Origin of the sequence: Faecalibacterium sp. IP-3-29 (assembly GCF_023347335.1) — a bacterium.
Taxonomy (GTDB): Bacteria; Bacillota; Clostridia; order Oscillospirales; family Ruminococcaceae; genus Faecalibacterium; species Faecalibacterium duncaniae.
In genome coordinates, this window is the sequence record NZ_CP094471.1 from 1308002 (window position 1) to 1324056 (window position 16055).

Here is a 16055-nt window from a genome sequence, read left to right on the forward strand (position 1 = left end):
AACGCTGCGTGAATGGGATCAAACGAGCTTGTTCAGGATCCACAAAAACTCCTGCAGCTTCTCCTCACCGCCGTTTTTCAGGTCCTCAGCCACGCAGGTGCTCAGGTGCTGGTCGATCAGCTCCCGGGTAAAACCGTTCAGGGCGCTTCTGGCGGCAGCGGCCTGCACCAGAATATCCGTGCAGTACACGTCCTTTTCCACCATGCTCCGGATGCCCCGGATCTGGCCCTCGATGCGGTTCAGCCGGGTGATGAGGTGTTTGTACTCCTCCTCGGTGCGCTGCTTGTGGCGGCAGCCGCAGCCGGTGCTTCCCTCAGCCGGGGCACAGCAGGGTGCTTCTGCCGGGGCGGGGGAGCAGTGGGGGCAGCTTCCCTCCGGGATCTTGTTCACATCGCTCATGTCTATTCTCCTTTCATTACCCCTTGGGGGTATCTTGCTCCATAGCTGCATTATAGCACGGCGGTCCTGTTTCTGCAAGTAGGGCTGGGGGGTATCATTGTGAATTTTTTATGAACAAAGAAGATAAAACAAAAGGCTCTGCGCCCCAAACGGGGAACAGAGCCTTTGAAGCATCCAAAACGATCAGTAGGCGAATCTGCGCATAAAGGCAAGGTCGCTTGCGGCGCGGGCGGGCACAGCTTCCTCCCGCAGCACGGGCAGGGAAGCCTGCGGCATCTGCCGCAGCATCTCAAAGCCGCCGGCGTAGTCCACACAGGAATCCTCCAGGCTGGTGGAATAGAGCGTTCCATCCGGCTGGAAGTTCTGGCCCTTGAAATGGACCGCCGTGATCTTGTCGCCGTACCAGCTGCCTACTTTGTCCCAGATGCGGCGCTGTGCATCCACAGACGAGGCCTCCGGGCCCACATAGTTGGCAAAATCGCAGATGACGCGCAGGTTGGGGCTTGCCATGGTGTCCAGCACCATCCGCACCGCCTCGGGGGTATTCATGGCATGGTAGTAGACGCACTCCACGGCAAAGAGCACTCCCTGCTCCTCGCAGGCGGGCAGGATCTCGCCCAGACTGCGCAGGAGCGCTTCCTGCGCCTCCTTCCGGGTCACACCGGGCTGTTTGGCCATGTTGGTGGTCTCGCTGCCCATGCAGCCTGCACCCAGCGCCTTGGCAACAGGGATCTGGCTCAGCACCTTTGCCACCTCGGCACGGCGCTTGTCCTCGTCGGCATAGCTCAGCTCCACATAGGTGCCGTCCACGGCAATGCCTACGCCGGACGCTGCCGCAGCTGCTCTTGCCCGCTCCACCAGCGCAGGGGTCACATCGGCATAGCTCTTTACGCCTTCCACCGCCTTGGTAAAGGCCAGCTGGGTGCAGGCAAAGCCTGCCTGCCCGATGGAGGAAAAGAGGGTCTCGGGGTCATGGCGGCCAAAATCGTGGCCGCGTGCACCAAGAATGAATTCAGGCATCCTCCACCTCCATCAGCCGAACACACGGGCGGCAAAGAGATTCAGCTCCTTGCCCCACCAGTACCAGTCGTGGGAGACATCGCTGCCCCACACTTCCAGATGCACGGGCAGGCCGCAGCCGGTCAGTGCATCGGCCATGGCCTGGGTGTCCACCAGCGCGTCGCCCTCGTAGCTGCCCTGACCGGCACAGAGGAGAAGGGCATTCTCCTCAGCCTTTTCCAGCAGCTTTTTGTCCACAAGGCCGTCCTCTGCCAGATAGGCCAGGGGGGCATTGCGCAGGACCAGGTCATCTGCTGCATTGCCCAGGAAACGGCGCACATCGTACAGGCCGGAAAGGCCGATGGCACCCGCGAACACCTTGGGGCGGCGCAGGCGGCAGTTCACTGCCTGATACGCACCGGTGTCCACGCCCACCGCCCAGAGCAGGGTGTCCTTTTTGGCACCGTTCAGGGTCAGGATGCGGGGAGCCAGCTCACCTGTCAGGTAATTGAAATACTTTTCCTGCATCTCGGCCCGGCGGCGGGGAGCCGTGTCCCCGGCCAGCAGGCTCTCGGCATCGATGCTGTCGGCGCAGAACAGCTGCACCTTGCCCTCATTCAGCAGCGGGGCAATGGCATCCGGCATTCCGTTGTTTTCCCAGTCGTAAAAGCGGCCGCCCCGCGCGGGCAGAGCCAGCACCGGCGTACCGGCATGGCCGTAGACCTTGAACTCCATGTCGCGGCCCAGCATCCGGCTCCATTCCTTATAATACGTCCCTTGGATCATGCAGCATCCTCCTGTTGTCACACAAATTGATTGCGCTGGGGGTCATAGGCGTACCCCACAGCGGAAAGCCTGGCACACAGCGCGGCCTTGTCCTCATCCAGATCCTCGCACAGCGCGTCCAGAGTGGGGTAGAAGTCCCGCAGCTTCAGGTTGATCATGCTCAGCAGCATGATCGGGTCATTTGGCAGAGCCATCGTCGATCCCTCCAGAAGATAACAAAAAAGCCGGCCACTCGACAAAGTGACCGGCAGATGCAGCTACTTAGACAGCGCGGGTAACCTTGCCAGCGCGCAGGCAGCGAGAGCATGCGTAGATATACTTGGGAGAGCCTTCCACGACCGCCTTGACACGACGGACATTCGGCTTCCAGGTACGGTTGGAACGGCGATGAGAGTGGGAAACCTTGATACCAAAGGTAACACCCTTGCCGCAGCATTCACACTTAGCCATGGTACTTGCACCTCCTACAGTGAAGTATGGAATTCAAAATAATCAGCTTGACTATTTTACCAGAGATGCGGAGAAAAAGCAAGAGCAAATTTGATTTTTCCGCAACTTTTTTCTTGCAGGGCCAAACCCTTGCCCCAAAAGCGAAAAAATAGTACAATAGGATAAAAACCAACTGAGGGAGAAACGAATGACCGCACAAGGAATGTATTATCTCATCCGGGCACTGGTGACCCTGATCGCCATCCCGTTCCATGAGGCGGGCCACGCGCTGGCCGCCTGGCTGCTGGGCGACCCCACCGCAAAGCGGGAGGGCCGCATCAGCCTGAACCCGTTCCGCCACTTTGACCTCGTGGGCACCCTCTGCATGATCTTTGCGGGGGTGGGCTGGGCAAAACCTGTTTCCACCGACCCCCGCAATTTCAAAAACCCCAAGTGGGGCATGGCCCTCACCGCGCTGGCAGGCCCGGCGGCCAACCTGCTGCTGGCCTACCTCGGCATGGTGGCGTGGAAGATCCTGTATTATTGGGCCCCTACCACCATGATCACGATTTTCGCAGCACGCTTCCTCCAATACTTAGTGATGATGGATGTGGGCCTTGCGGTGTTCAACCTCATCCCCATCCCGCCGCTGGACGGCAGCCGCATCCTGCTGGTGGTGCTGCCCCAGCGCATCTACTTCCAGATCATGCGGTACGAGCGCGTCATCTTCGTCATCCTGCTGGCGGCTGTCTGGGCCGGTGTGCTGGATGGCGTGCTGGGCACCTTCAATGATGTGGTCTGGGATCTGCTGGATCTCGGCACCGGCTACATCGACCAGATCGCCTATTCTGCGTATTATGCAGCCATCGGGACGGTGATCTGAGTGGCAGAAGAACTGACCTTCCGTCTGGAGGATTTTGAGGGCCCGCTGGAGCTGCTGCTCACGCTGGTGCAGAAGCACAAGATGGACCTGCACAACATCCCCATTCTGGAGCTTATCGACCAGTACACCCGCGCGGTGGAATCGGCCGAGAGCACCGACCCTGAAATTTCCAGCGCCTTTATCGAGATGGCCGCCCACCTGGTGGAGATGAAGAGCTATTTGCTGCTGCCCCGCAGTGAAGAGGGCGAGCGGATGAAGCAGGAGCTCACCGGCCAGCTCATTGAATATGACCAGTGCCGCCGGATGGCCGCCCGTCTGCGGGAGCGGGGAGAGGAATATACCGTGTTCGTGCGCACCCCGGCCCGGCTGGAATGGGACAACACCTATGATCTCTTCCATTCGCCGCAGGTGCTGGCAGACTGCTGGCAGGCCCTGATGGGGCGCACCACCGTCCGCAAAATGCCCACCCAGCAGCAGTTCGAGCCGCTGGTGTCGGCCCCGCAGGTCTCGGTGAGCAGCCGGGTGGTCTACATCCTGCGCCAGCTCATTGCAGGCGGTGCAAAAAAGATGGACCAGCTGTTTTCCCGCCGCCAGACCCGGGAGGCCAATGTGGCCACCTTTCTGGCGCTGCTGGAGCTGGTGCGCGGCGGCCGTGTGACGCTTGGCCCGGAGGGCGAGCTGAAGATGCGCCGGGGCCGCATCGACCGCACAAAGGAGGAGCAATGAATCAGAAACAAATTCGTGCCGCCGTGGAGGCAATGCTCTTTGCCTACGCGGAGCCCATCGGGGCCGACAAGCTGGCCCAGGCGCTGCAGCTGCCCACCGCCAGCGTGGAATCTGCGCTGGAAGCACTGCACGAGCGCTGCCAGAAAGAGGACAGCGGCCTGTGCCTGCTCCACCTGAACACCCATTGGCAGCTGGCCACCAAGACGGAATTTGCGGAGTGCGTCCGCCGTGTGCTGGACACCCGCCGCTCCATCCCGCTGGGCCCCGCGGCCATAGAGACCCTGACCGTCATCGCCTACAACCAGCCTGTCTCCCGCGCCTTCATCGAGCAGGTGCGCGGCGTGGATTCCTCCTCCAGTGTGTCGGGCCTGCTGGAAAAGGGGCTCATTGAAGAAGCAGGCCGTCTCGACCTGCCCGGCAGACCCGTGGCCTTCCGCACCACGGACGTGTTCCTGCGGTGCTTCGGCCTGTCCAGTCTGGAGGATCTGCCCCCGGTGCGGGGCACGGAAAGTGAGGCGGCCCAATGAGTGTCCTGTGGAGTATTCTCGCTGGTATCGGTACGGTGCTGCTGTTCCTCTTAAAAGGAGTGGGCATCCTGCTGCTGGTGGTGCTGGTGTTGGGTCTGCTGCTCATGTTCTGCCCCTTCTGCGCCGATGTGCAGTGGGCGGAGGGCATCTTTCAGGTAAAGGCCGGTGCACTGGGCATCACCTTCCCGGTGTTCCGGTATCCCGCGCCGGAAAAGCCTGAGAAAAAGAAAAAAGAAAAAAAGAAGAAAGCGTCCGGCGCACAGAAGCCCCAAAAGGAAGCCCCGCCCCGTCAGAAGGCGAAGCTGACCCTGCAGATCGTCTGCACCATCTTAAAAGGGGCGGGAAAGCTCACCCGGGCCATCATCGGCTCCCTGCGCTTCACACGGATCGACGTTGTCCTCGGTGTCCGGGGCGAAGACCCTGCCGAGGCTGCCCGCAGCTATGGCAGGCTGAACGCCTGGCTCTACCCGACGCTGGGCTTTCTGGACCGGTTCCTCTATCTGGACTTTGAGCAGCTCCGGCTCCTGCCGGATTTCGGCAGCGCCGAGCCCACCGTAAAGGATCACGTCTCCTTCCGGGTCACGGCCCGGGCCTATGCCATTGTTTTCACGCTTCTGCGCGTTCTGTATGCGTTCTGGCGCGAAAAGGTACTGGACGTTTTTATCTAGCTCGGGTATAATATTTTTGTATGGTGCGTCCGCGTCCCGGCCCGTACAGGGCAGGGAAGTGGTTCCGTGGGAGCGGCGTTCCGCTCCCTGATATAGAAGTAAGGAGGCCGAATTTATGGCTGAGCATCCCATTCAAAACCTGATGAACGTTACAATGGACAAGATCCGTCAGATGGTGGATTCCAACACCATCGTCGGCAAGCCCATCACCACCGATGACGGCACCACCATCCTGCCGGTGTCCAAGGTGAGCTTCGGCTTTGCCTCTGCCGGCACCGATTTCGACGGCAAGAACGCCGCCAACAAGGATCTGTTCGGCGGCGGCTCCGGCGCGGGTGTCAATATCCAGCCCGTGGCATTCCTGGTGGTCAAGGATGGCTGTGTTCGCACCATCCAGCTCTCTGACGGCAACAACACCGTGGACCGCGCCCTGACCATGATCCCCGAACTGGTGGAAAAGGTCAGCGCACTCATTAAAAAGGACGAGCCTGCTGCTCCTAAAAGCGAGCAGTAACGGCCAGCCGTCCTCCAACACACCGCCGTAACTGCAAGATTCCAACTTGCAGTTTTTTCAGCGCATGCTCCGGCGTGCGCTTTTGAGCGCCGGGAGGCGCACAAGGAGTTTTATTATGGCAGAAGAACGTATTCAGAAGATCATGGCCGAGCAGGGCTTGTGCTCCCGCCGCGCGGCCGAGCAGATCATTGCCGAGGGCCGTGTCAAGGTCAACGGCCACCCCGTCAAGGTGGGCGACAAGATGGACCCCAACCGGGATGTGCTGCATGTGGATGACGAGCGCATCTACATCCAGAAGAACCAGCAGCTCTACTATCTGGCCCTGTACAAGCCCCGCGGCTATGTGACCACCGCCAGCGATGAGCTGGGCCGCAAGACTGTTATGGAGCTGGTCAGTGATATCCCCGCCCGCCTGTACCCGGTGGGCCGCCTGGACAAGGACAGCGAGGGCCTGCTGCTGATGACCAACGACGGTGCCTTTGCGCAGGCTGTCACCCATCCGTCGGGCGGCATCTCCAAGCTGTACCGCGTCACCGTGCAGCCCCGGGCCGATGAGAGCCAGATCCTGAAGATGAGCTCCGGCGTTGTTCTGGACGATGGCACCAAGACCATGCCCTGCGCCATCAACGTCGTCACCGATGAGCCCGGCCGCACCGTGATGGAGATGACCCTGAAAGAGGGCAAGAACCGCGAGATCCGCCGCATGTGCGAAGCCGTTGGTCTGGAGGTCGTCCGCCTGAAGCGCAACGCCGAGGGCGTGGTCAAGCTGGGAATGCTCAAGCCCGGCACCTATCGTGAACTGACCAAGGCAGAGGTCAACGGTCTGCGTGCCGCCGCCGCCAAGGGCCGCGCCCAGACCCGCAGCGCATCGCTGCAGTCCAAGGCTGCCGCTCGCCGCCCCAAGGGCCCTGTGGGCAGCGGCAATGCCCCCGCAAAACGGAGAAAGTGATCGTTTTTTCAGCTTTCACGGCGCAAAAACCGTCTGATCCTGGAAAAGATTGTGAAATTTTTCCGCAAAATGGGCCTTTCAGCCCTTGTGAACGCTCTCAAAATAAGGTATAATAATACTAATTTTGAAAGCTCAAAATAAAAAGCTCAAAATAGAAAAGCAGGAGGTCTTACCATGGCTTCAAAGAGTAACAAAGGAGAAATCCTCGCCAAGTTTTTCGATGACGGGGAGTATACCGCACTGTTTGCGGACGGCGCAGTGAGTGCTGCCTGCGGCTATGCGGCTGGTCAGCAGGCTTATGCTGTTTACCAGAACGGCGAGGCTGTCTCTGTCAAGGACGTTGAGAAGAACATCAAAGTCCTGGAGATGGCTGCTCAGACCGGCTGCCCGGTGGTCACGTTCTACAACTCTGTCGGCGCTAAGCTGGCTGAGGGTCTGGACGTTCTGACCGCCAGCGCCAAGCTGAACGCCACCATCGCCAAGGTTTCCGGTGTCATCCCCCAGATCGCAGTCGTCACCGGCGTGTGCGGCGGTACCAGCGCACTGAGCGCTGCCAATGCTGACGTGTGCGTCATGGCTGAGGATGCAGAGCTGTTCTTCACCGCTCCGTTCACCTCCGCCGCCAAGGGCGACAAGGTCCCCGGCGCAGGCACTGCCGAGGCTGCTGCCAAGGCTGGTGTGGCTACCATCGTGGCTGCCAACGCTGAGGAAGCTGCCGAGAAGGCTGCCCACATCGTGGGTCTGCTGCCCGCCAACAACCTGACCGGCCCCGCCATCTTCGAGTTCGAGCAGCCCACCAGCGTTCTGAGCGCCGGTGCTGCCCCCGAGAAAGCTGCCGCTGCCCTGATCGACAAGGACAGCGCTGTGGAGCTGTACGCAGGCTTCGGCAAGCACGTCTACACCGCATTCGCAACCATCGGCGGCAACGCTGTGGGTATTGTGGCCACCGGCGAGACCCTGTGCCACAACTGCGTGGCCAAGGCTTCCCGCTTTGTCCGCCTGTGTGATGCTTTCAGCGTGCCCGTGCTGACCATCGTCAACACCAACGGCTTTGTACCCAGCGCCACCGATGACATCGCAGGCGGCATCCGTGAGGCTGCCCGTCTGGCTGCTACCTATGCCGATGCTACCACCGCCAAGGTGGCTCTGCTGTCCGGCAAGGCTGTGGGCCCTGTCTACACCGCTCTGGCCAACGCTGACCTGAAGATCGCCGTCAACGGTTGCACCGTCAGCGCTCTGGAGCCCAACGCTGCCGTCTCCGTCCTGTACAAGGCCGAGATCGACGCTTCCGACAACATCATTGCCGCCACCAACGCCAAGGCTGCCCAGTACACCGCTGAGGTGTGCAGCGCTGCCAACGCCGTTGCCGCCGGTGCCGCTGATATGACCTGCGACGCTGCCAACGCCCGTGCAAGCGTGGTTGCCGCCTTTGAGCTGCTGAGCACCAAGCGTGCCGCCCGCCTGCCCAAGAAGCACGGCAACATGGCTCTGTAAGCGGTTCCGGAACGTAAACCGTACATCGAATCCATACATTGATTTTGTTCAGGAGGATCCTTCCATGAAGTACTACAATATTACCGTCAATGGCGTTGCTTACAGCGTTTCCGTTGAGGAGACCGCCGCAGGCGCTGCTCCCGTTGCAGCTCCCGCTGCTCCCGCCGCACCCAAGGTTCCGGCTGCTCCCGCTGCCGCTCCCAAGGCTGCTGCTCCCGCCGGTGCTGCCGGTGCTGTCGCCGTCAAGGCTCCCATGCCCGGCAACATTCTGGATGTCAAGGTCGCAGCCGGTGCTTCCGTCAAGGCCGGTGACGTGCTGGTCATCCTCGAGGCCATGAAGATGGAGAACGAGATCGTTGCTCCTCAGGATGGCACTGTGGCCTCCGTCAACGTCAACAAGGGCGACACCGTCAACTCCGGTGACGTTCTGGTTTCCATGAACTGAGAACTGAGGAAGAGGTGACAACCATGGCCAAAAAGCCGATCAAGATTACGGAAGTCGTCCTGCGCGATGCTCACCAGTCTCTGCTGGCCACCCGTATGACGATGGATGAGATGCGTCCCATCCTGCCCGAAATGGATAAGATCCCTTACTTCTCTGTCGAGTGCTGGGGCGGCGCTACCTTTGATAGCTGCATCCGCTTCCTCGATGAGGACCCCTGGGAGCGTCTGCGCATCCTGCGCAAGGAGCTGCCCCACCAGAAGCTGCAGATGCTGTTCCGCGGCCAGAACATGCTGGGCTACCGCCCCTACGCCGATGATGCTGTCGAGTACTTTGTGCAGAAGTCCGTTGCAAACGGCATCGATGTCATCCGCATCTTCGACGCACTGAACGATCCCCGCAACCTGCAGACCGCCATCAAGTCTGCCAACAAGGAAGGCGCACATGTTCAGGGCTGCATCAGCTATACCCTGAGCCCCGTGCACAACAACGAGTACTTTGCAGCCTACGCCAAGACCCTCGAGGAGATGGGTGCAAACTCCATCTGCATCAAGGACATGGCTGGCCTGCTCACTCCCTACACCTGCTATGATCTGGTCAAGAAGCTGAAGGAGACCGTCAGCATCCCCGTGGATATCCACAGCCACTACACCGCAGGTCTGGCTTCCATGTCCATCCTCAAGGGCATCGAGGCAGGTGCTGATATCATCGATACTGCCATGAGCCCCCTGAGCCTTGGCACCAGCCACATGCCCACCGAGAGCCTGGTCGCTGCCCTGCAGGGCACCGATTACGACACCGGCCTGGATCTGAAGCAGCTGAACGTTGTCCGCGCTTACTTTGCAAAGCTGCGCGAGAAGTACATCGCCAACGGCCAGATCAGCCCCAAGAGCCTGGGCGTGGATGCCAACACCCTGCTGTATCAGGTGCCCGGCGGCATGTTCTCCAACATGCTCAAGCAGCTGAAGGATGCAGGCAAGGAAGATAAGCTGGACGAAGTGCTGGCTGAGATCCCCCGCGTTCGTGAGGACGCAGGCTATCCTCCGCTGGTCACCCCCACCAGCCAGATTGTTGGCACGCAGGCTGTGTTCAACGTCATCCTGGGCGAGCGCTACAAGATGGTCACCAAGGAGTTCAAGGGCCTGGTCCACGGCGATTACGGCAAGACTCCCGCTCCCATCAGCCCCGAGTTCACCAAGAAGATCCTGGGCGACGAGCAGCCCATCACCTGCCGCTTTGCCGACACCCTGGCTCCCGAGATGGACAAGCTGAAGGCTGAGGCCGCCAAGTGGGCAACTCAGGAAGAGGATGTTCTGACCTACGCAATGTTCCCGCAGGTCGCACCCAAGTTCTTCGAGAAGCGCAATGCCAAGAAGCAGGGCGTGGACGCTGACCACGCTGATTACACCAATCAGTCTCACCCTGTCTAAATCATAATACCAGAAGGGGCTGCTGCACCGTTTGATGCAGCAGCCCCTTCTTTTTGTTATTGTTTTTTGTGTTCCCGCAGGTCTCAGTTGTTCTTGCCATTCTCAGCCTTCATGGCGTTGTAGCCGATCAGCACGGTCCAGACATAGGCGCAGGTCTTGGGGATCATCAGCATACCGATCAGGGGGTTGACATCTGCCCACAGCACCACCGGGATATAGAAGCCGAAGCTCAGCACGATGGTCAGCCACATCCAGCGGAAAGCCTGATCCTTGTGTTCCTTGGCACTGTGGTAGAACAGCACGATGATCAGCAGGCCCAGCAGTGCAAAGGGAATGTTGCGCAAGATGCCCCAGGTCAGCGGGGTGTGGTTGGTCAGCCACTGGTTCTGCGGCATCATGCACAGCACGATGCGCACGGCAGAAAGGGCGTACACGGCAATGGTCAGATCCTTCTGGCCCTCGATCTGGTAGCGCTTGCGCCAGACGTAGTACAGCAGTACATAGAACACGGTCATGGTCACAGAGGTGATCCACTTGCCCAGGCCCAGAGGCACAGCGTAGTTCTCCAGGCCGGTGGTGCACAGTGCCAGGGCACGGGGCACCAGATGGAAGGAGTCACCTGCACCCAGCACCACGGCCATCAGGCCGAACAGGCGGAACTGGGTGCCAGCCTTGCTGCCGCGGATCATGCGGATGCCCAAGGTCAGCACGGTGACCAGATAGAAGATGTCGAAAACGGTCTCAATGATTGCTCTCATAAAAATGTTGCTCCTTTACGGTTGGTTTGCTGCTCTATCGCGATCCGGTCAGCGATTGCCGACCGGACTGCATCGTTGTGATGTGCAGACTGCCGTGGGTGGAATGCTGGGGAAGATGTCCTGCATCACTCAATATGAACGCTGTTCACTTTTGGCCGTAAAAAACTCCCACAAGACTGTGGGATGTTTTTTACACTTCATAAATGGTCCTGCGGATGATCTCCAATACCGTTATGGGGTCAAAATCCTGCTGCACCACGGCAGAAAGCATGAGGGAGAACAGGATGCCCGCAAATTTCTGGCGGGTGAATTCCTCAGTAAATGCGTCTGGCCGGATCTTTTTGTCCCTGGTCAGCACCATGGTCAGCGCATCCAGGATGTGCTGCCAGGTCTGCCGCATCTGCTGCTTGCCATCGGCGGTATCCTGCCGCACAAAGCCAAGCGCGTGGTGGGTGAAGAAGCCGGGGTATTGCTCAGAGCCGTACTCCATCTGCCGGTACATCCAGCGGATGCAGGACAGGGTATCCTCAAACACCGCCGGGTCGTCCGGGTGGCGGAAGATATCGCTCCAGATGCTTTCCACCGCCGCGCTCACCAGTTCGGTCTTGGAACCGAAGTAGTTGTAGATGCACCCCACGGATACCCCGCAGGCTGCTGCCACGGCACGGATGTTGACCGCTTCCCATCCATTCTGCTGGATGAGGACCCGGCTCGTTTTCAGGATCTCCTCCTTGGACGTTGCCATCGGATTCGTATGACCACCTCCTCAACATGAACGCTGTTCACGATGCATAGTATAGCGCTGTTCCTGCCCCTTGTCAAGGGGGGTAAAATAGATTTTTTTCGCCGCATTGCTTGCAAAAAAAGGGGCGGCAGAGTAAAATATATAGTATATGTATCGTAACATGGGTCTGTGTGCCCCAAAGCGGATACATATACGAAGAATGTCCGCAGAAAACCCTTTGGAATACGAGGAAAAAAGCATGATTTTGAGCATGACCGGTTTTGGCCGGGGAACTGCTGTGCGCAATGGCCGTGAGATCACGGTGGAGCTGCGCAGCGTCAATTCCCGGTACTTTGAGTATTCTTCCCGGATGCCCCGCACCTGCAGCTATCTGGACAGCCGCCTGAAAAAGCAGCTGAACGAGCGGGTGACCCGCGGCAAGGTAGAACTGAGCCTGACGGTGCAGAACGTGGATGCCGCCGATACTGTGGTGGCTGTGAATCAGGAGCTGGCAAAGAGCTACCAGCAGGCCCTGCGGGCCCTGTCTGAGACGCTGGAGGTCAAGAACGATGTGACCGCCGGGATGATCGCCCGTTTTCCCGATGTGCTGACCACCCGCCACGCCGATGTGGATGAGGAGCAGCTGTGGGAGGATGTTTCCGCTGTCACCGCCCAGGCACTGGACCGCTTTGTGGAGATGCGCGCCGCTGAGGGTGCCAAGATGAAGGCTGACGTGGAGAACCGCCTGCGTTTTCTGGAAGAATGCGTGGGCCGGGTGGAGACCCTGAGCGCCGGCCGGGTGGAGAACTACACCAACCGCCTGTACGAAAAGCTCAAGGTCATTCTGGAGGACCGGAACATTGATGATGCCCGTGTCCTGACCGAGGCCGCCATCTTTGGCGACAAGACCGCCGTGGATGAGGAGACCGTCCGCCTGCGCAGCCACATCGCCCAGTACCGCTCCATTCTGGAGCTGGACGAGCCCGTGGGCCGCAAGCTGGATTTCCTGACCCAGGAGCTGAACCGTGAAACCAACACCATCGGCTCCAAGTGTCAGGATCTGGATATCACCCGCATCGTGGTGGATATGAAGGCGGAGATCGAGAAGATCCGTGAGCAGATCCAGAATCTGGAGTAAACCCTGAGATTCAGATGGTTCGGAGGAAAAGATGAAACTGATCAACATCGGCTTTGGCAATCTGGTCAGCGCGGGCCGGGTGGTGGCTGTGGTCAGCCCCGATTCTGCCCCGGTCAAGCGTCTGGTCAAGGAAGCGCGGGAGCGGGGGATGCTCATTGATGCGTCCTATGGCCGCAGCACCCGCGCCGTCCTCATCATGGACTCCGACCACGTTGTCCTTTCAGCCCTTCAGCCCGAAACGGTGGCCAGCCGTGCCGCCGGTCAGGCCGAGGGCAAAGCAGTGACAGAAGAGGAGCAGTAAGACCATGGAAAATGAAAAATATCTGTTTGTCGTTTCCGGTGCCGCCGGTACCGGAAAGGACAGTGTGGTCAGCGCTTTGCGCAAGGCCCACCCCGAGATCGAAAAAACGGTTTCTGCCACCACCCGTTCCCCCCGCCCCGGGGAGCAGGAAGGGGTAGACTACTACTACCGCACCAAGGAGCAGTTCCAGCAGCTCATCAATCAGGATGAGGTCGTGGAGCACAATTTTTTCAACGGCAACTACTACGGCACCCTGAAGGAAGAGGTCAACAAGCGGCTGAACGCGGGCAAGCTGGTGGTCATGGTCATCGATGTGCATGGCGCGGCCAATATCCGCCGCATGTATCCCGGTGCCACCACCATCTTCCTGCTGCCCCCCTCCACCCAGGAGCTGGAGCGCCGCCTGCGCGGCCGCGGCACCGAGAGCGAGGAGAGCATCCGGGAGCGCCTGGAGATCGCCCGCAATGAGCTGGCCCAGCAGGACAAATTCACCCTCAAGCTGGTCAACGACGAGGTGGATGCCTGCGCCGCAAGGCTCTATGATGTCATCTGCCAGCGTGCGGGCCTGACCCGCTAAAACGCTTTGAAGGAGCTGCCTGAATGCCCAAAACGGTAGGCGTTGCAGTGAGCAACGCGACCTTTCATTTCGACAAACTCTATACCTATGCCGTCATGCCCGACCAGCAGGATACCGTCCGGCTGGGCAGCATGGTGCTGGTGCCCTTCGGGCGGGGGAGCCGTGCCCGGATGGGCGTGGTTCTGGCCTGCGATGCCGAACCGGAGAGCGCAAAGCTCAAGTTCCTGTTCGATGTGGCCCCGGCCTCTGCCTGCCTCACCCCGGAGCTGCTGCGGCTGGTGCATTTTTTGAAGGAGCGCACCTTCTGCACTTATTACGAGGCCGTCAAGGCGGTCATCCCTTACGGCGCACAGTACAAGCCCACCGTGGCGGAGGACGGCGTGACCCCGGTGCTACAAAAGCAGCTCGTCCGCCACACGGAAAATGCCTATAAGCTGGTGGGCACGCTGCCCCCAAAGCCCAGGCCGACCGCCAAACAGCTGGCCGCAGTAGCCCTGCTGGCCGGGGGTGAGCGCACCCTGTCGGCATTGGAGGAAAAGGGCATCAGCCGGGCAGTGCTGGACAACCTCTGCGCCAAGGGCGTGCTGGAATGCAGCAAGGTGAACAAATCCATCGACCTGTATTCTTCCATCCCGCTGAAGAACGAGCCCATCCTTCTCACGGAGGAGCAACAGGCCGCCTATGACACGCTGCTGCCCGGGCTGGAGGATGCAGCCCCGCACTCGGCCTTGCTCTACGGCGTGACCGGCAGCGGCAAAACGCTGGTGTTCCTGAAGCTCATTGAGCACTGCCTGCAGATGGGCCGCCGGGCGCTGGTGCTGGTGCCTGAGATCAGCCTGACCCCTCAGATGATCCTGCGGCTGAAAAGCCAATTTGGCAAACGGGTGGCCGTGCAGCATTCCGCCCTCAACCACACCGAGCGCCTGCTCCAATGGCAGATGATCCAGGACGGCGGCGCGGATATCGTGGTGGGCACCCGCAGCGCGATCTTCTCCCCGCTGGAAAACATCGGCCTTGTCATCATTGATGAGGAGCAGGAGCACACCTACCGCTCCGAATCCGCGCCCCGCTACTCGGCCCACGAGGTGGCCCGGCAGCGCGCGGCGGAGAACGGGGCCCTGCTCCTGCTGGCCAGCGCCACCCCCAGCACCGAGAGCTATTATGCCGCCCAGCATGGCCGCACCCAGCTGGTGCGCCTGACCAAACGCTATGGCGGCAACCCGCTGCCCAAAGTCCAGATCGTGGATATGCGGGCCGAGCTTGCCTCCGGCAACCCCCGGGAGATCAGCCTTGCCATGGAGGATGCCATCCGGCACAACCTTGAGGCAGGCAAGCAGACCATTCTGCTGCTCAACCGCCGGGGTTACCAGACCGTGGCTCAGTGCGAGGACTGCCGCGAGGTGCTCAAATGCCAGAAGTGCAGCGTGCCCATGGTCTACCACAAATCGGCCCACAAGCTGCTCTGCCATTACTGCGGCAGCCAGCTGGACCCGCCCCCTGCCAGATGCCCCGCCTGCGGCGGAAAACTGCAGTACCGGGGCTTTGGCACCCAGAAGGCCGAGGAGGAGCTGGCAAAGCTCTTTCCGGAGGCCCGCATCCTGCGGATGGACCAGGATACCACCGCCGCCAAGGATGCCCACGAAAAGCTGCTGGCAAAGTTTGCCCGGCATGAATACGACATCATGGTGGGCACCCAGATGGTGGCCAAGGGGCTGGATTTCGAGGATGTGACGCTGGTGGGCGTGCTGGGCATCGATTCGCTCCTGTTCGCCCAGGGCTTCCGGGCCTATGAGACCGTGTTCAGCCTCGTCACGCAGGTGGTGGGCCGGAGCGGCCGGGCAAAAGACCCCGGCTTTGCCATCATCCAGACCACCGACCCGGACAACCCGGTGCTCAACCTTGCCGCCGCGCAGGACTACGACGCGTTCTTCGAGCAGGAGATCGCCTACCGGAAGCTGGGGCTTTATCCGCCCTTCTGCGGGCTCTGCGTTGTGGGTTTTGCCGGGCCAAAGGAGAGCGAGGTGGCCCGGGCTTCCGCCCGCTTTGCGGCCCTGCTGGGCCGACAGGCGGCCAAACAGCCCGACCTGCCCCTGCGGGTGCTGGGCCCCACCCCCGGCAGCATTGAAAAGATCAACGATTCCTACCGCTATAAACTCACCGTCAAGTGCCGCAACGACCGCCGTTTCCGGGACCTTATCCGGGAAACGCTGACCCTCTACGAGCAGGAAAAACTGCCCGGCAAGGCCACCGTTGTGGTCGATCTGCACTCGGACGGGGATATCTGATACAACACAACAATACAACACAACAA

The 16055-nt window shown here is 60.3% G+C and carries 20 protein-coding genes; 13 read left to right on the forward strand and 7 right to left on the reverse strand.

The features are described from left to right. Positions 1-18: 18 nt before the first annotated feature. From MTP40_RS06220 to rpmB, 5 genes are all read right to left on the reverse strand, one after another. A complete protein-coding gene (locus tag MTP40_RS06220) occupies positions 19-399 on the reverse strand; it encodes a metal-sensing transcriptional repressor (RefSeq protein WP_097770768.1) in 381 nt (126 codons plus the stop codon). Positions 400-582: 183 nt separating this feature from the next. Then, positions 583-1419 carry a sugar phosphate isomerase/epimerase family protein gene (locus tag MTP40_RS06225; RefSeq protein ID WP_249260011.1) on the reverse strand — a complete coding sequence of 279 codons (837 nt, stop codon included), beginning with the start codon at positions 1417-1419 and terminating at the stop codon, positions 583-585. Positions 1420-1431: 12 nt separating this feature from the next. Next, positions 1432-2184 carry an esterase family protein gene (locus tag MTP40_RS06230; RefSeq protein WP_249260012.1) on the reverse strand — a complete coding sequence of 251 codons (753 nt, stop codon included), beginning with the start codon at positions 2182-2184 and terminating at the stop codon, positions 1432-1434. 17 nt (positions 2185-2201) lie between these two features. Further along, positions 2202-2378 carry a DUF4250 domain-containing protein gene (locus MTP40_RS06235; protein WP_005932644.1) on the reverse strand — a complete coding sequence of 59 codons (177 nt, stop codon included), beginning with the start codon at positions 2376-2378 and terminating at the stop codon, positions 2202-2204. Between the two features lie 67 nt (positions 2379-2445). Beyond that, on the reverse strand, positions 2446-2634 hold the full coding sequence (gene rpmB, locus MTP40_RS06240) for a 50S ribosomal protein L28 (protein ID WP_005932647.1): 189 nt from the start codon (positions 2632-2634) through the stop codon (positions 2446-2448). 187 nt (positions 2635-2821) lie between these two features. Between rpmB and MTP40_RS06245 the strand changes: the two genes are divergently transcribed. The 9 genes from MTP40_RS06245 (at position 2822) to MTP40_RS06285 (ending at position 10246) form a co-directional block, all read left to right on the forward strand. Continuing rightward, complete coding sequence (locus tag MTP40_RS06245; protein WP_097770771.1) at positions 2822-3496, forward strand: site-2 protease family protein; 675 nt, start codon at positions 2822-2824, stop codon at positions 3494-3496. Next, entirely contained in the window at positions 3497-4222 is a 726-nt protein-coding gene (locus tag MTP40_RS06250; RefSeq protein WP_156069708.1) for a segregation and condensation protein A, read from the forward strand. Continuing rightward, complete coding sequence (scpB, locus tag MTP40_RS06255; protein WP_097772239.1) at positions 4219-4749, forward strand: SMC-Scp complex subunit ScpB; 531 nt, start codon at positions 4219-4221, stop codon at positions 4747-4749. The genes MTP40_RS06250 and scpB overlap by 4 nt, the downstream gene beginning before the upstream one ends. Beyond that, positions 4746-5417, forward strand: a complete 672-nt coding sequence (locus tag MTP40_RS06260) for a DUF2953 domain-containing protein (RefSeq protein ID WP_173016422.1) — start codon at positions 4746-4748, stop codon at positions 5415-5417. The genes scpB and MTP40_RS06260 overlap by 4 nt, the downstream gene beginning before the upstream one ends. 115 nt (positions 5418-5532) lie before the next feature. Beyond that, positions 5533-5931 carry a GerW family sporulation protein gene (ytfJ, locus tag MTP40_RS06265; protein ID WP_005932665.1) on the forward strand — a complete coding sequence of 133 codons (399 nt, stop codon included), beginning with the start codon at positions 5533-5535 and terminating at the stop codon, positions 5929-5931. A gap of 115 nt (positions 5932-6046) precedes the next feature. Continuing rightward, positions 6047-6880 (forward strand): pseudouridine synthase, encoded by an 834-nt coding sequence (locus MTP40_RS06270; protein WP_097770775.1) that lies wholly within the window; start codon positions 6047-6049, stop codon positions 6878-6880. A gap of 174 nt (positions 6881-7054) precedes the next feature. Next, positions 7055-8374: a carboxyl transferase domain-containing protein gene (locus MTP40_RS06275; protein ID WP_249260013.1), complete on the forward strand. Its 1320-nt coding sequence runs from the start codon at positions 7055-7057 to the stop codon at positions 8372-8374. A 64-nt stretch (positions 8375-8438) separates the two neighbouring features. Next, positions 8439-8819, forward strand: coding sequence for a biotin/lipoyl-containing protein (locus MTP40_RS06280; protein WP_154276294.1), 381 nt, complete (start codon positions 8439-8441; stop codon positions 8817-8819). Between the two features lie 23 nt (positions 8820-8842). Next, positions 8843-10246: an oxaloacetate decarboxylase subunit alpha gene (locus MTP40_RS06285; protein WP_097770778.1), complete on the forward strand. Its 1404-nt coding sequence runs from the start codon at positions 8843-8845 to the stop codon at positions 10244-10246. Positions 10247-10329: 83 nt separating this feature from the next. Here the strand turns inward: MTP40_RS06285 and MTP40_RS06290 are convergent, their stop codons facing one another. Beyond that, on the reverse strand, positions 10330-11004 hold the full coding sequence (locus MTP40_RS06290; protein ID WP_207684690.1) for a hypothetical protein: 675 nt from the start codon (positions 11002-11004) through the stop codon (positions 10330-10332). Positions 11005-11194: 190 nt separating this feature from the next. Beyond that, a complete protein-coding gene (locus tag MTP40_RS06295; protein WP_207684691.1) occupies positions 11195-11749 on the reverse strand; it encodes a TetR/AcrR family transcriptional regulator in 555 nt (184 codons plus the stop codon). A 238-nt stretch (positions 11750-11987) separates the two neighbouring features. Here MTP40_RS06295 and MTP40_RS06300 point away from each other — a divergent pair, with 238 nt between their 5' ends. From MTP40_RS06300 to priA, 4 genes are read left to right on the forward strand one after another with little or no spacing between them, the layout of a single operon-like run. After that, positions 11988-12866 carry a YicC/YloC family endoribonuclease gene (locus MTP40_RS06300; protein ID WP_207684692.1) on the forward strand — a complete coding sequence of 293 codons (879 nt, stop codon included), beginning with the start codon at positions 11988-11990 and terminating at the stop codon, positions 12864-12866. Positions 12867-12897: 31 nt separating this feature from the next. Then, positions 12898-13167 carry a DUF370 domain-containing protein gene (locus MTP40_RS06305; protein WP_097770781.1) on the forward strand — a complete coding sequence of 90 codons (270 nt, stop codon included), beginning with the start codon at positions 12898-12900 and terminating at the stop codon, positions 13165-13167. A gap of 4 nt (positions 13168-13171) precedes the next feature. Beyond that, positions 13172-13744, forward strand: coding sequence for a guanylate kinase (gmk, locus tag MTP40_RS06310; RefSeq protein ID WP_207684693.1), 573 nt, complete (start codon positions 13172-13174; stop codon positions 13742-13744). A 23-nt stretch (positions 13745-13767) separates the two neighbouring features. After that, positions 13768-16029 (forward strand): replication restart helicase PriA, encoded by a 2262-nt coding sequence (gene priA / locus MTP40_RS06315; RefSeq protein ID WP_156069718.1) that lies wholly within the window; start codon positions 13768-13770, stop codon positions 16027-16029. Positions 16030-16055 lie beyond the last annotated feature (26 nt).

Bases quoted from the DNA above. Each gene is read 5' to 3' on its own strand.
- MTP40_RS06290 (WP_207684690.1), bottom strand. From the start codon at position 11,004: ATGAGAGCAATCATTGAGACCGTTTTCGACATCTTCTATCTGGTCACC.
- MTP40_RS06220 (WP_097770768.1), bottom strand. From the start codon at position 399: ATGAGCGATGTGAACAAGATCCCGGAGGGAAGCTGCCCCCACTGCTCC.
- ytfJ (WP_005932665.1), top strand. From the start codon at position 5,533: ATGGCTGAGCATCCCATTCAAAACCTGATGAACGTTACAATGGACAAG.
- MTP40_RS06235 (WP_005932644.1), bottom strand. From the start codon at position 2,378: ATGGCTCTGCCAAATGACCCGATCATGCTGCTGAGCATGATCAACCTG.
- MTP40_RS06270 (WP_097770775.1), top strand. From the start codon at position 6,047: ATGGCAGAAGAACGTATTCAGAAGATCATGGCCGAGCAGGGCTTGTGC.
- MTP40_RS06230 (WP_249260012.1), bottom strand. From the start codon at position 2,184: ATGATCCAAGGGACGTATTATAAGGAATGGAGCCGGATGCTGGGCCGC.
- MTP40_RS06300 (WP_207684692.1), top strand. From the start codon at position 11,988: ATGATTTTGAGCATGACCGGTTTTGGCCGGGGAACTGCTGTGCGCAAT.
- MTP40_RS06275 (WP_249260013.1), top strand. From the start codon at position 7,055: ATGGCTTCAAAGAGTAACAAAGGAGAAATCCTCGCCAAGTTTTTCGAT.
- rpmB (WP_005932647.1), bottom strand. From the start codon at position 2,634: ATGGCTAAGTGTGAATGCTGCGGCAAGGGTGTTACCTTTGGTATCAAG.
- MTP40_RS06295 (WP_207684691.1), bottom strand. From the start codon at position 11,749: ATGGCAACGTCCAAGGAGGAGATCCTGAAAACGAGCCGGGTCCTCATC.
- MTP40_RS06305 (WP_097770781.1), top strand. From the start codon at position 12,898: ATGAAACTGATCAACATCGGCTTTGGCAATCTGGTCAGCGCGGGCCGG.
- scpB (WP_097772239.1), top strand. From the start codon at position 4,219: ATGAATCAGAAACAAATTCGTGCCGCCGTGGAGGCAATGCTCTTTGCC.
- MTP40_RS06285 (WP_097770778.1), top strand. From the start codon at position 8,843: ATGGCCAAAAAGCCGATCAAGATTACGGAAGTCGTCCTGCGCGATGCT.
- MTP40_RS06260 (WP_173016422.1), top strand. From the start codon at position 4,746: ATGAGTGTCCTGTGGAGTATTCTCGCTGGTATCGGTACGGTGCTGCTG.
- MTP40_RS06225 (WP_249260011.1), bottom strand. From the start codon at position 1,419: ATGCCTGAATTCATTCTTGGTGCACGCGGCCACGATTTTGGCCGCCAT.
- MTP40_RS06245 (WP_097770771.1), top strand. From the start codon at position 2,822: ATGACCGCACAAGGAATGTATTATCTCATCCGGGCACTGGTGACCCTG.
- gmk (WP_207684693.1), top strand. From the start codon at position 13,172: ATGGAAAATGAAAAATATCTGTTTGTCGTTTCCGGTGCCGCCGGTACC.
- MTP40_RS06280 (WP_154276294.1), top strand. From the start codon at position 8,439: ATGAAGTACTACAATATTACCGTCAATGGCGTTGCTTACAGCGTTTCC.
- priA (WP_156069718.1), top strand. From the start codon at position 13,768: ATGCCCAAAACGGTAGGCGTTGCAGTGAGCAACGCGACCTTTCATTTC.